Annotated in this window: 9 protein-coding genes; 7 read left to right on the top strand and 2 right to left on the bottom strand. The window is 66.2% G+C overall.

What is annotated here, in order from left to right:
- Positions 1-23 precede the first annotated feature (23 nt).
- Positions 24-836, top strand: a complete 813-nt coding sequence (locus ACZLZQ_RS05780; RefSeq protein WP_472935354.1) for a glycosyltransferase family 2 protein — start codon at positions 24-26, stop codon at positions 834-836.
- 108 nt (positions 837-944) lie between these two features.
- Here the strand turns inward: ACZLZQ_RS05780 and ACZLZQ_RS05775 are convergent, their stop codons facing one another.
- Positions 945-2,300 carry a glycosyltransferase family 4 protein gene (locus ACZLZQ_RS05775; protein ID WP_472948558.1) on the bottom strand — a complete coding sequence of 452 codons (1,356 nt, stop codon included), beginning with the start codon at positions 2,298-2,300 and terminating at the stop codon, positions 945-947.
- Positions 2,301-2,673: 373 nt separating this feature from the next.
- On the opposite strand from ACZLZQ_RS05775, the gene ACZLZQ_RS05770 reads away from it, so the two are divergent.
- Positions 2,674-4,101, top strand: coding sequence for a right-handed parallel beta-helix repeat-containing protein (locus tag ACZLZQ_RS05770; RefSeq protein WP_472948557.1), 1,428 nt, complete (start codon positions 2,674-2,676; stop codon positions 4,099-4,101).
- A gap of 31 nt (positions 4,102-4,132) precedes the next feature.
- Here ACZLZQ_RS05770 and ACZLZQ_RS05765 read toward each other — a convergent pair whose 3' ends face one another.
- Positions 4,133-5,512: an O-antigen ligase family protein gene (locus tag ACZLZQ_RS05765; RefSeq protein ID WP_472948556.1), complete on the bottom strand. Its 1,380-nt coding sequence runs from the start codon at positions 5,510-5,512 to the stop codon at positions 4,133-4,135.
- A gap of 368 nt (positions 5,513-5,880) precedes the next feature.
- Between ACZLZQ_RS05765 and ACZLZQ_RS05760 the strand changes: the two genes are divergently transcribed.
- The 5 genes from ACZLZQ_RS05760 (at position 5,881) to ACZLZQ_RS05740 (ending at position 12,853) form a co-directional block, all read left to right on the top strand.
- Positions 5,881-7,011 carry an acyltransferase family protein gene (locus ACZLZQ_RS05760; RefSeq protein ID WP_472948555.1) on the top strand — a complete coding sequence of 377 codons (1,131 nt, stop codon included), beginning with the start codon at positions 5,881-5,883 and terminating at the stop codon, positions 7,009-7,011.
- A gap of 640 nt (positions 7,012-7,651) precedes the next feature.
- Positions 7,652-8,152, top strand: a complete 501-nt coding sequence (locus tag ACZLZQ_RS05755; RefSeq protein ID WP_472935348.1) for a hypothetical protein — start codon at positions 7,652-7,654, stop codon at positions 8,150-8,152.
- 69 nt (positions 8,153-8,221) lie between these two features.
- Positions 8,222-8,941: a class I SAM-dependent methyltransferase gene (locus ACZLZQ_RS05750; RefSeq protein WP_472948554.1), complete on the top strand. Its 720-nt coding sequence runs from the start codon at positions 8,222-8,224 to the stop codon at positions 8,939-8,941.
- A gap of 101 nt (positions 8,942-9,042) precedes the next feature.
- Entirely contained in the window at positions 9,043-11,688 is a 2,646-nt protein-coding gene (locus ACZLZQ_RS05745; RefSeq protein ID WP_472948553.1) for a sulfotransferase family protein, read from the top strand.
- A complete protein-coding gene (locus ACZLZQ_RS05740; protein ID WP_472948552.1) occupies positions 11,678-12,853 on the top strand; it encodes a glycosyltransferase family 4 protein in 1,176 nt (391 codons plus the stop codon). Before ACZLZQ_RS05745 ends, ACZLZQ_RS05740 begins: the two co-directional genes overlap by 11 nt.
- Positions 12,854-13,368 lie beyond the last annotated feature (515 nt).

Below are 13,368 nucleotides of genomic sequence, written 5' to 3'. Positions count from 1 at the left end.
TATCCCGCAACAGGAGCATCATCATGATCATCACCGTCGTGACCCCGACCCTCAACGGCGCCGCGTACCTCAGGGAATGCATCGCCTCGGTGAAGCGCAACCACCATCCGAGCTATGCCGTCGACCATGTCATCGTCGACGCCGGCAGCACCGACGGCACCGTCGAGATCGCCCGCGAAAACGGCCTGCGCATCATCCAGGGCAAGGACCAGGGCATTTTCGACGCCATCAACAAGGGCTCGTTCAACTCCGACGGCGACCTCCTCGGCTTCCTCGGCGCCGATGACCTGATGCTGGAAGGCGCCTTGCTCGAGATCGCCACCCTCTACCGGGCGAGCCGGCCGGGCTGGATTGTCGGCGGCATCCGCTGGATCGGCGAGCGGGGCGAGGACCTCGGCTCGCTGGCGGCGCCGCCGCACTGGATGACACCGCGCATCCATGCCTGCCTCGGCTGGAACCCGATCATGCACATGTCGACCTACTTTTCGCGCGAGCTGTTCATGGCGCTCGGCGGCTTCAACATCGCCTATAAGGACGCCGGCGACTACGAACTGTTTGCGCGCGCCCTCTCGCGGCAGCCCTATGGGCGGATCGACAAGCCGCTGACCTGCTTCCGCCGTACCCGCGTCAACAACAGCGTCGTCAACGCCGAGCGCGCCGGGGCCGAAGCGCGCGCGGTGCTGAAGACCTTCGGACCCGAAAGCGCCCTGGAGCGGGCGCTCTGGCGGCAGGTGCTGAAGGCCTGGTTCAACCTCCGCAACCCGCGCTGGCTGGCAGTGAAGGCCTCCACCGCCGTGCGCCTGCGCCTCGACCCGGCCTTGCCGAACTACTTCTGACGATGAACGGCGCGCTGGCGAAGCGCTGGCGCGCCAACCTGCTGCTACAGAAAGGCCGCCGAACCCTGCAGGATCGGCGGCCTTTTTGTAGCGGTGCCGACCCCCAGCTCAGGCGGGCGAAACCGCCCTTTCCGGCAACGCCGCCGCGAGCTGACACCCCTCGCCCGCGCAGCGCGCGACGACCTCGGCATAGCGCCGGGCGAAACGCTCCACCATCAGGTCCCAGGACAGCGCCTCCGCCCGAGCGATCGCGCCGGCCGACAGGCGCTCGACCAGACCATCCTCGTCGATGAGCCGCTCGATGGCACGGCGAAAACCCTCGATGCTCGTGCTGGGATCGATGAGGGGAATTTTGATCCCGCACCGGTCGGTCACCGCGACGCCCATGCCGCAGCTGTCGTGGCAAAGCACCGGAATGCCCTTGGCGAGCGCCTCGAGCACCACGGCGGGCGTTCCCTCCAGAAGGCTCGTGTGGACCAGCGCATCGGCTTGGCTGAGCTCCGCCATCGCCTGGTCGTGCGGCACGAAGCCGGTCCAGCGGATCCGCCCGGCGATGCCGAGCCGGGCCGCCAGGCGCTGCCAGTGCCGCGTCGCCGGCCCTTCCCCGAGCACCACCACCTCGCAAGGCCCGTCGATCCCGCTCAGTGCATGTAGGAGGATCGGCAGCGCTTTGCGGCCGATGTGCAGACCGTTCCAGACCAGCCGCAGCGGCCGTTTCCGGTCATAGCGGCGGATGCCGTCGGTCACCGGCTTGGCGCCGCTCTCGATGACGCTCTCGGCCTCGCGATGCCAGTGACGGCGAACCATCTCGGCATTCATCCCACCGATCGCCCAGATGTGGCTTGCGCGGTGCGCCGCTGCGCGCGACCGGAAGGGAACCCGTTTCTGCACCATGTTGGTGACGTTCCGGAGGGCGTAGAACGACATTTCGCCGAGGCCCATCATCGGGAAGAAGGACCAGGCGAGATTGGCGGCGCCGTCGATCGGTCCCCAGACGAAGGGGATCGGCAGGCGCCAGAGATCGCCCGGCTCCCGGTAGCCGGTGATGTTGAGCTGGTGGACGATGTCGAAAGGCTCGGCCGCGTGCAGCGCCTTTGCGGCCGTCAGGACCGCGCGATGCCAGGCGCGGTAGCCGAGGTAATAGACCGTCCGGCGGCGCATCAGCGTCTCGCGCTGCAGCAGGCGCGACAGGAAGGGCGGCTCGACGAAGTGGAAGACGAGACCGGGGATCGGCTGCTTCACCAGCGCCGCCGTCACTTCCTCCCGGAAATTGCGCTCGCCCGGCATGCCCGGCGAACAAATGACCGTCACATCGTGCCAGCGGGCCAGCCGCGACACGACGTTCCAGCCAAGCCCCGGCTCCGAGCCGCCTATCGGCGACACCGCGAAGGCTGAGACCAGCACCCGCAGCCTCGGCTTGGCCGCGCCCTGGGCCGTTAGCACGGGGCCGACCTCAACGTTCACGCCGGGGCTCCGACAGGGTGGGTTTGCGGTGACTCTGCATGATCGCGATGCCTCCGGACCGAGCCTCAGGCTCCTGGGTGTAGATCCCTTCATCCGTTGCGGGATTCCGGCGGCGGCGCCAGTGCTCATAAGGGGGGCGTCGGCGGTTTTAAGGGGTAGCCGCGCCAGTGAACTTTGATGCCGGACGGGATCTCCCGGTTGAACCCGCCGCCTCATCGGACCGGCACGGCGCCGGCCGAACCTTGCGGCTTACGTCACCTGCATGCCTGACGGGCGCGACCGACGCGGCTTAGGGTCAAGGCCGGTCGCTGCCTCGGCCAGCCCTTGGCCGCCATCTCGGCGCCTGCCATTCGATGAAGTTAAGGAGGCGCCGATGCCCATCGCCGCGGACGCGAGTTTCGGTCCGGTCGACATCCAGATGCCGAAAGCGGCCATCGTGCTGTCGCTCGGGGATGACTGCCCCGCCATCGTCGCGGCCGCCCCCGCCGGCACCGCCTTCGTGTTCGCCGATGCCGGCGAGTATCGCCTGACGCGGCCGATCGAGCCGAAGGACGGCCAGTCCTTTACCGGCGTCAGGGGGGCGATCATCGACGGCTCCCGGGCGCTCCGCGACTTCTCCCGCTCGGCGGACGGCCTGTTCAGCGCCCTGCATCAGGACCAGCAAGGTCAGCGGCTGGCCACAGAGGAGGCCACCCCCGGCGCCGTCCGGGCCGGCTTTCCCGAAACGCTCTTCATCGACGGCAAACCGTTGCGGCCGGTCGCCTCGCGCGACGCGGTGAAGCCTGGCAGCTTCTATTTCGACTATGATGCCGATGTCATCGTCATCGCCGACGACCCTTCCGGCCGCAAGGTCGAGGCGGGGGTCAGCCCCGCCGCCTTCGCCTCGCGCGCGACCGGCGTCAGGATCTCCAACCTGACCGTCGAGCAGTTCAACGCCCCCGCCCAGCACGGCGCGATCCAGGGCGGCGAGAACTGGACGGTCGAAAACAACGAGGTGCGGCTGAACTACGGCGTCGGCATCATCGTCACTGACGGCGGGCGGATCACCGGCAACGACGTCCACGACAACGGCCAGATGGGCATTGGCGGCAATGGCCGCGGCATCCTCGTCGAGCGCAACGCCCTTCACGCCAACGGCTTCTGGTCTGGCATCGACGTCTACTGGGAGGGCGGCGGCAGCAAGTTCGCGGTGACCGAGAACCTCGTCGTCCGCGACAACTACTCCCATGGCAATCATGGTTTTGGCCTCTGGACCGATATCGACAACATCGGCACGCTCTATGAGGGAAACCGGCTCGTCGGCAATGACGGCGGCGGCATCAACCACGAGATCTCCTACGACGCAGTGATCCGCGACAACGTCTTCATCGGCAACGGCGCGGCGGCGCGGGGAAACTGGATGTGGGGCGCCGCGATCCAGATCCAGAATTCCCAGAACGTCGAGATTACCGGCAACCGCATCGACATGACCGGCGGCCTCAACGGCATTTCGCTGATCCAGCAGGACCGCGGCATCGGCGCTTTCGGCCCCTACCGCACCATCAGCAACCTCGTGCGGGACAACGTCCTCGTCTCCCGCAGCGGCGAGGGGCGGACGGGGGGCGCTGCCGATCACGACGAGCCCGGGCTCCTGCGCGGCGGCAACAGCTTTGCCGCCAACCGCTATTTCATGGCCGATGGAAACCACTGGTGGTGGGGCGATTTTCCGAGTGGCGATGGCTGGCAGGCCTACCGGCGCGACACCGGACAGGACGCCGGCTCCAGCCTCAGCAACGATCTACCGGACACCAGCACCTGGTGACCGGCGGCCCGAGCAGCGGGTCGCCGGGTGGTCAGCCGCCGAACCGGCCGAGCGAGTCGGCGTGCTGGCGCCACCAGTCGTTCTCGCGGGCCTGCGCCAGCCGGCGATAGGTCATGCAGAGCCCGACGCCGGTGCCGAACAGGACCCAGAAGATCACCCCCATCATCGGCCCCTCGAGCGCGACGTCGAAGCTCGCATTGACGAGCCCGGCCACGAGATAGCAGAGGACAAAGATCAGGAGGTTCGACCAGTCCCGGTCGCCATTCAACCAGGCGCGGTAGATGGTGGTGAGCATCATCGCCATCCAGCTGAGATTGACCGTCACCCACAGCGCAATGCCCGGCACGCCGCTCCGGGCGAGGATGGTCATGTGGGCGCTGTGCGGACTGCGCAGCGGCGGCCCGTCGCCATCGCCGACGACAAAGCCGTCGGAAATCGCGAGGTTGACGCCAAAACCCTTGCCGCTCCAGAAATAGTCGCCGTGGACGGTGTAGTCGGTGATCGCCTGCCACCAGCGCATCCGCCAGACCTTCGTGCCGTCGAGATCGCTGTTCGAGGAAGAGGTGAAGATGCTGGTCACATTCTCCATCAGCTGGCCGACCCTCATAGTGCGGTAGTCCGGCGGCAGCTGTACCTCAAAATTGGAGAGATAGAGCACGGCGATGATCGGGATGGCCGCGCAGACCGTCGTGACGGCCGGCTTGAACCGTCCGGACAAGGCTGTGGCGAGCATCAGGGGAACGGCGATGGCGAGCATGCCGCCGCGGCTCTGGGCCGAGACGACCAGGATGCCGGACACCAGAAGCACGACCCACCAGGTCGGAAATCGCTTTAAACCCACCAGCGCGAACACTGCTGCGCCGGCCACGTGCACGGCCACCTCGCCAGCGCGCAGCAGCATCATCGGCGCGCCGGACAGCGGCCAGGCCGGGATGACGTGGCTGAGCTGTTTCGGCACAATGTAGAGGACGAAGGCAATGGCCCCGAACACCGTGAAAAAGCGGCCGGCATGGTGGACCGCCCGGTCAATCCGCGCCGGGTTCTCGAGGATCAGATTGGCGACGACGAAGGCGAAGAGGCCGTAGACGACGATCACGCTGTCGCGCAGGGCGTCGATGCCGTAGGTGCCGACGAAGGGAACGGTCCGCAGCAAGGTCCAGCCGATCATCACCAGCAGGATCTGCAGCGGAAGGGCGGACAGGACGGCGGCCGAGGGCGTCGGCCAGAACAGCGTGACCAGTCCGAACAGCAGCAGCACTTCAGCGGGGAAGAGCGGCGGGATGCCCGCATAGGCGAAGCCCTTGCCGGTGAAAGCGTAGGCGGCGATGGCCAGGAGCAAGGCACCGAGATAGCGATCGCGCAGACCCGTCGATGCCGGCTGGCCGAATGCGGCGGGCGTGCTGATGCTCATGCCATGCCTTTCCGCCCCGTGCCGGGGCCTTGCTCCGCCAGTTCCGCCAGTTCCGGCGCCCCGGCTTCGCGGCGGTGAACGGGCCTGACCTCTCTTCCAGATCTGACACCGTCGCACGCCGGATTCACCGCGGGGAGGAGAAGTACGCCTTCAGGAGCGACGTTGGCGCCCGCGATCAAGCGGCCGGAACGTGTAGGTTCTGGGCTGAGGCCCCGGCACCGAGGAACGCTTTGCGGGGGTAGTCCGCCTGCGTCCCCCATGCCCGGAACGGCAGCTGCTAGGCTGATCGGGGCCCGCGACCTAGCTCAGAGCGCCGGCCGGGATCGCGGTTGTCGGAAAGGCTGGTCGATGGCGTTTGTTGAGTTCCCATGCCGGGCGGCGTTCGATTCGCCGAGGGTTGCAGCGACACCATCCTGCCGCTTCCCCACGGGTGGCGCCGGCTGATGCGGGCGGACCGGAACGAGGCCATTCAATGGCTGCGGGCACTGGCGGCGACCGAGGTCATGGTCTGGCACTCGGACCTCGTTGCCAAGGGCTTTTCGGCGTTCTCGATCCAGACCTCCGCCTACCGGCCGCTCGGCGGCATCGGCGTCGAGGTCTTCTTCGTCGTCTCCGGCTTCCTGATGAGTTTCATCAGCCAGTCCATCCCCGGCCCGAAACCGTTCCTCATCGGCCGCATCCGGCGGATTTTTCCGCTCTACTGGGCCTTCACCCTCCTGGTGATCGGCGTCTACCTCGTCAATCCGGACTGGCATCTCGGCGGGTTCAGCCTTTCCGCCGGTAGCATTGGCGGATCGTTGTTGCTCTGGCCCCAGCAAGGCTATCCGATCCTGACGGTCGGGTGGACGCTCGAATACGAGATCGTCTTCTACCTCATCGTCGTCGCCTTCATCGCCACGGCCATGTCGCGGGCGCCCCGGGCACGGGCGCATTTCGGCGTTTTCCTGGCGCTGCTCGGGCTCCTCGGCGTGTGCCTGCCGGATGCGCTGAGGGCCAGTCCGGTCCTGACCCACATCCTGACCCCCTATATGTTCGCCTTCGGCTTGGGCTGGCTGCTGCACAGCGCCCCGAATGCCGGGCTGAGAGCCGCTGGCCCGGCGCTTCTCGTTTTCACCGGCCTGGCGGTAACCGGGCTCGCCATCGCCGAAAACCACGATGCGGTGGTGTTGCCGCGTAGTCTCGCCGCAGGCGGTTTCGTCGCCGCCATGCTGGCCCTCCGCCCCCTTCTCGCCCGAACCGGCACCGTCAACCGGATCATCGCAAGCATCGGCGAGGCCTCCTACAGCATCTACCTCTGCCACTGGTTCGTGCTCTCGGCGCTAGGAAAGGTTTTCGGCCGCCTTGATCTCCCAGCGGACGCCGACGGCGCGTTCCGGATCGCAGGCTGTCTCGTCGCGCTGGCCGTCGGCTGGGTCTTCTTCGTCAAGCTCGAGCGCCCGCTGGACCGCCGGCTGCGCGGACAGCGCAAGGCGGCGGCCGGCCTGATGCCCGCCACCTGAGAAGCCAAAGCCCGGCGCCGTCCTCGTACGCCGCGTTCTGGTTGAGAATGGTAGGAGTCACGGGCACAGTCACCGTGCAGGAGCGGTGAAGCGGAACGCTCCACGGTCCCGCAAGCTATGCCAGATCAGACGCTCACGGCCTTCGGGGACCGTCGCCGCCGCCTCGGCTTTATGGCGACGATCATCAATGCCGCGACACCCTCGGCCGTCAGCTCCCAATGCCCCTTGCCGTCGCCCCCCAGACGATACTCCGTCCACCCTCGGCGTACGCAGGACAGCGCCGTGTGCGCGCTCGGCTCGAAGATCCGATCGAAACCGGGCTGATCGCGCAGCCCTGTCATCCAATAACGCTGTCCGGGAGTGAGCCTTGGCATGCCCCGAGTATGGCGGAACGCGTTCGCTTTCTGCGAGATGGGATAGGGCTTACCTCCTTCGCTCCCGCCTGGGGCTCGGCGGTCATGCGGCTGGCCATCGCTTCGCGAACCGGGTTCGGCGGTGGAGCCCAAATTAGATCGGCTCCGCGGTCGCGCTTTGCCGGCGCGACCGCGGGAAATCTGCGACTAGCGGTATCCCTGGCGAACTTGACGGCACCTACCAAAGCGCGCGACCGTCACAGGCGAATTGAAATCTGGAGACATCCTTGAGCCCTGCCGATCGACAGAATGCGCATGACACCATGATCGAGAACGGGCGCCCTCTTTGGGCATCCCTGGTGACGAAGGCCTCGGAGGCGCTGCGATCGATCGAAATCATCGACCCCGCGCGCGCGGACGAGGAGGTCGCCAGACTGAACCGGTTTGCCGAAAACGTCATGCCGCATCAGAGCCCGGAGGCAAGAAGCATTCTGACTGGCGGCACAGCCCTTGCCAGCAATCACCAGCCTCTGCTCGATGCGCTTCGCCTGGAAGCCAAGACGGCGAACAATGCCGGAGCAGCCTATGCCGGACGGATCCTGAATGGATTGGCCGCGCAGATCGACGCCGCCTATGCCTCGGGCACGCTCGGTACCGTTCTTTCAATGCGCAACCGCATTGCCGCGGCCCGTCCGTTGCAGACGAATGCCGAAGTCAGCCGGTGGTTCAACATGGCCCTGGTTCCCGGCGGAGCGATCGTATCGAACACCGGCCATATCGTTGCCTGATCGCCGGGGCAGCTCCGTCGGCGCGCTGAAGACGACCGGGTGCTCGCAAGGGCAGAGGACGTTTAGATCATGACGCTCAATCCCTACGAGGCCGATCTGTCGAAGGTGATGGGCCAAGCTGATGGGCACCGGCAGATCATCGGTGGGCTTTGGGAGGAAATGGGTGAGCACCAGCGCGCTTACCTCGTGGCGCAGGGACTTTCACCCAGCGATTTCCTCCTGGATATCGGCTGCGGCAGCCTGCGCGCCGGGGTGAAGCTCGTGCCTTTCCTCGACCCCGGCCATTATTTCGGCATCGACCTGATGCCGGCCCTGCTCGAAGAAGGATACGCCAAGGAGATCGTCCCGCTCGGTCTCGAGGCTCGGTTGCCGCGGGAAAACCTTGCAGTGGCCAACGCGTTTCAGATCCCCTTCGGGGACACGGTTTTCGACCACGCCTTGGCGCAGTCGCTGTTCAGCCATCTGCCGATCAACCATCTCCGGCTTTGTCTTGCCAACCTGCGCCCCCGCATGCGCCTGGGCGGCATCTTCCACGCGACGTTCTTCACCGTTCCGGACGGGCACGCGCTGAACGCCCCTTTTACCCAGGTCCCCTCGGGTGGGGAGGCCATCCATTGGGAGGGCGAGCTGACCAAGGCCGAGGTGACGACTTTCGGCTACCAGGATCCCTTCCACTATTACCGCGGCGACCTCGACTTTGCGGCGATCGGGCTTGGCTGGGCGATCGAAGGTGTCTTCGACTGGCAGCATCCGCGCGGCCAGAAGATCGCGCGCTTCCGCGCCACGTAAAGTTCCGCCCGGAGCGCGGCCCCTTATAGGGCGCGTGCCGTCTATCGGATGACAGTTCAGGCAGGGCTTGCTATGGCGTCCCCGTCACAAGGGAAGCGATGATGATGGTGGATAAGGTCGGGCAGTCAGTCGGCATTCTGGTGCTCGGCATGCACCGCAGCGGAACATCGGCGCTGACCGGCGTCCTCGATGAACTGGGCCTTCCCGCCGCCGGCGAGCTTTTGGCCGCCGAGAGCTACAACGAGAAGGGCCTGTTCGAGAACAAGTCCGTCAATGCCTTCCACAACCGCTTGCTGGACTATCTCGGTTCTCGCTGGGACGACCCGATGCCGCTCTCCAACGGTTTCGTGGACACGGAAGCGGGACAGGGTTTTGTAGCTGAACTCGCAGCAATTGTCCGCACCGAGCTTCTCGCCACCGCGGCCCTGTTCTCGGTCAAGGACCCGCGCATGTGCCGCTTCGTTCCGCTGTGGAAGGCGGCATTGGAGAAGACGGAAACTGAACCACGCGCGATCATCGCCTTGCGCCATCCGCTGGAGGTGGCCGGTTCGCTGTCGCGGCGCGACGGCTTCCCGCGCGCCAAGAGCCTGCTTCTCTGGCTGGCGCACATGCTGAATGCCGAGCGGGAAACGCGCACTCTCTCCCGCAGCTTCGTCTCCTACGACGCACTGCTCGAAGACTGGCGCAGCACGGCGGACCGTCTGGCGCTGGAACTTGGCATCAGCTTCCCGAAAGAGCGCGGCCGCATCGAGGCCGTGATCGACGGCTTCCTGACATCCGACCTGCGCCATCACGCCGTCACCGCCCAGATCGGCCGCTCGACCCGCTTCGACGCGCTGGCCGCCGATGCCTGGGAAGCCTTCCAGGCGCTCGCCGTGAACCGCGACGACAGCGAGGCCATGGCCGAGCTCGACCGCATCGCCGGAACGCTCGCGGCGGCCTCGGAGGTGTTCGCCCCTTATGTCGCCTGGGAGTTCAAGGCGCTCCAGGACAGCCGTGAGCGCACCGCCCTCCTGGAGGAGATCGAACGCGTCGTCCGGGCACAGAACGCCGACTATTTCGCCGAGATCCACAAGGAGAAGCAGGCGGCGGAAAGCCGGCGCGCCGAGGATCAGGCCAGGGCGGCGCAGGCCGCCGAGAAGGCAGAGGCGACGCACCGCCAGCTGATGGCGAGCGAGCAGCGCAGCTACCGCCAGGCCATGGATAAGGTCGAGCGCGAGCTGCAGGTGCTCCGTCCGACGGCTCAGCAGGCTGCCGACCGCGCCGCCTTGTTCGAGCGCCGCACCGCCGAACTCGAGGCCGACGCGTTCCGGCTGCGGCAGGAGGCCCATGCGCATGCGGTCGCCCTCAACGCCCTCGAAGGGTCCACGGCCTGGCGCCTGACCGGCCCGTTCCGCCGTGCCGCCAGCGCCTTGCCTTTGTCGATGCGCGGGCAGATCCGGCGGCTCGCCAAGGCAGGCTGGTGGCTGGTGACACCTTGGCGCATGCCGGCACGTCTGCGTTTCCTGCGGGAACGCGAGCAGCGTCCCGCCGGCTTCGACGGGCATTCCGCGGTGGGAGCCACAGCCGCCCCGCCGCTGCCCTCCACCCCGACCGGCCCGCGGCGGGCGACGAACTCGCTGCCCGCGCTAGGCCTGTTCGAGGTGCCGACGCTGCAGCCGCGCGTTTCGATGGTCACCGACAGCATCAACGAGGGCAGCCTGTTCGGCGGCGTTGCGACGGCGCTGATCTTCACCGCCCTCTTCGCCAAGCGCAACGGACGGCGCCTGCGGATCGTCACCCGCACCCAGGCCCCGGCCGCCGAGAACGTCGCGGCGGTGTTCCGGGCGCACGGAATTGAATGGACGGACAACATCGAGTTCGTCTTCGCGGACATCTCCGACGCGGACAGCCGGATCGAGACGAATGCGGACGAAATCTTCGTCACGACCTCCTGGTGGACGACCCGTGCGACGCGCCAGTCGGTCGCCGATGCGCAGATCCTCTACATCCTCCAGGAGGATGAGCGCATGTTTTATCCCTTCGGCGACGACTATCTCGCCTGCGCCGAAACGCTGGGCGACCGGTCGATTGCCAAAGTGATCAATTCCGGGCTGCTGCACCGCCATCTGGTCGCGGACGGCGTGATCGACGAGGCGACGCCGTTCTTCGAGCCGTCCTTCCCATCCCGGATCTATTTTCCTTCGCCGGACGCGGATGCCGACGGCAAGCGCAACTTCTTCTTCTATGCCCGCCCCTACAATGCGCGGAATCTCTACGACCGGGGCGTTGCCGTCATCGAGACGGCGATCGAGCGCGGCATTCTCGACCCCGCACTCTGGAACATCCATTTCGTCGGTAAGGATCTCCAGCCGATGCAGCTCGCCGGCGGCATCGAGCCGATCCTTCTGCAGAACATGGCATGGGAGGACTACGCCGCCTTCGTCCGCTCGGTCGATCTTGCGCTGACGCTGATGTTCACGCCGCATCCGAGCTATCCGCCGCTTGACGTTGCCGCCTGCGGCGGCGTCGCGGTGACCAACCGTTTCGGCGTCAAAACCGACCTCTCCGGCTACAGCCGCTCGATCGTCTGCGTCGACAGCGAGCTGGAGGCCCTGGTCGAGGGACTGCGCGAAGGCGTGGCGCAGGCGCTCGACGACGACGGACGCAGAGCAGCCCTCTCCAACAGCGGCATCGGCCGCGACTGGGCCGCCTCCTTCGCCCCGGTCTTCGACCGCCTCGCCGAGAGCGCCGCCCATGTTCGTTGATCTGCCGGCGCCGGTCGAGCATCAGGACCCCTGGTTCCTGTCGGGCGAGACGCGGCTGCTCTCGCTGCTGCGCACCGATCTTCGCATCGCCTATCTCTACGAACGGCCGGACAACAGCACGTTCCGGTACCGCATCCACAACATGATCGAAGTGATCGAGGCGACCTGGCCGGAGGCATCCGCCGCGGCCTTCTTCGTCGATGACGACAATGCGCTGCTCGACAAGGTGGCCGACAGCGCCGACATCGTCGTGATCTGCCGGGCCCGCTATTGCCAGGACGTCAACCGCTTCGTGCTCCGCGCAAAGCGCCGCGGCATTCCGGTGGTGTTCGACGTCGACGACCTCGTCTTCGACACCGGCTACGCGCATCTCGTGATGGATTCGCTCGCCCAGAAGGGGACGACGGAGCAGGAATGGGACTTCTGGTTCGCCTATATCGGGCGCATCGGGGCGACCTTGCGGATGTGCGACCGCGCGATCACGACCAATCCGTTCCTCGCCGCCCGCATCACCGATTTTGCCGGCGTCGAGACCGCGATCGTCCCGAACTTCATCAACCAGGCACAGCTCGATTATTCGCGCGCCATCTGGTCCGCGAAGCAGGCCTCGGGCTTCGCCCGCGACGAGCACCTGCATATCGGCTATTTCAGCGGATCACCGACGCACATTAAGGACTTCGCCCTCGTCGAGAGCGCGCTGGCGAAGCTTCTCAAGCGGTTTCCGCAGGTGCGCATCCGCATGGTCGGCTATCTCGAGCCGGCCGGTCCGCTGCTCGATCATCTCGGCCGCATCGACCGCGAACCGTTTCATGACTACGTCAACCTGCAGCGGCTGATCGGCTCGACCGAGATCAACATCGCCCCCTTGCAGGACAACCGGTTCACCAACTGCAAGTCCGAACTGAAATACTTCGAGGCGGCGATCACCGGAACCGCGACCGTCGCGACGCCGACCTCCACCTTCGCGAGCGCGATCCGGCATGGCGACAACGCCCGCCTTGCCGCAGCCCACCACTGGGAAGAGATGATCACGGCGACGATCGATGATCTCGAGACCCATCCTCAGCTCTACCGGGACATGGCCGAGCGCGCGGTCGCCGATGCGGATCTACGCTACGGCTGGCACCAGCAGGGCGAGGCCATCCGCAGCGCCCTGGCGATCTAGACAGAGCGCATTCACTGGATTCCCCTGTTGCTCTTTCCCGGGCACCAGCGGTGGCAGGCGGCGCCCAGCTCGCCGGGTTCTGCCGATCCTCCTGGCGGCGGGGACATGGACAGCCTAGCGGTTTGCGGGCTGTCCAAGGACACGGCCATGCTGTCCTTGGAAGAAAGCGAATAACGGCGTTTCGGGCCATTCTCGCTGACACTTTTCCCGTCAAGGCATTGTATCTGCGCCGCCATTTCGCCTCTCTTCCGCTGCGGAACGGAGGGTGAGATGAGATTTTGCCGGGGCGGATCAAGGCATTGACAGCCACGTAGCTTACCCCGAAGGCGAGCTGGCACATTATGGCTTTCTTAGTGATATAAGATGCTTTTGTAATTTCATCCGGCCTGCGGACTTTGATGTCCGACGAAGAAATCTGGGCCCAACCAACATTGTCGTTTGCGCCTCTGAACAGCGGCAGCGCGGACTTTGGACAAGCGGAAGCCTAAGAGATGCAAAGCGCCTATCGAGCCGAC

It is taken from the genome of Mesocryomonas lacus (assembly GCF_055730105.2).
Note: the sequence above shows the minus strand (reverse complement) of the source record. Positions and strands in the feature narration are given on the sequence as shown.

Excerpts from the sequence above, each read along its gene's own strand:
- ACZLZQ_RS05780 (WP_472935354.1), top strand. The coding sequence starts at position 24 with ATGATCATCACCGTCGTGACCCCGACCCTCAACGGCGCCGCGTACCTC.
- ACZLZQ_RS05770 (WP_472948557.1), top strand. The coding sequence starts at position 2,674 with ATGCCCATCGCCGCGGACGCGAGTTTCGGTCCGGTCGACATCCAGATG.
- ACZLZQ_RS05765 (WP_472948556.1), bottom strand. The coding sequence starts at position 5,512 with ATGAGCATCAGCACGCCCGCCGCATTCGGCCAGCCGGCATCGACGGGT.
- ACZLZQ_RS05760 (WP_472948555.1), top strand. The coding sequence starts at position 5,881 with ATGCCGGGCGGCGTTCGATTCGCCGAGGGTTGCAGCGACACCATCCTG.
- ACZLZQ_RS05750 (WP_472948554.1), top strand. The coding sequence starts at position 8,222 with ATGACGCTCAATCCCTACGAGGCCGATCTGTCGAAGGTGATGGGCCAA.
- ACZLZQ_RS05745 (WP_472948553.1), top strand. The coding sequence starts at position 9,043 with ATGATGGTGGATAAGGTCGGGCAGTCAGTCGGCATTCTGGTGCTCGGC.
- ACZLZQ_RS05740 (WP_472948552.1), top strand. The coding sequence starts at position 11,678 with ATGTTCGTTGATCTGCCGGCGCCGGTCGAGCATCAGGACCCCTGGTTC.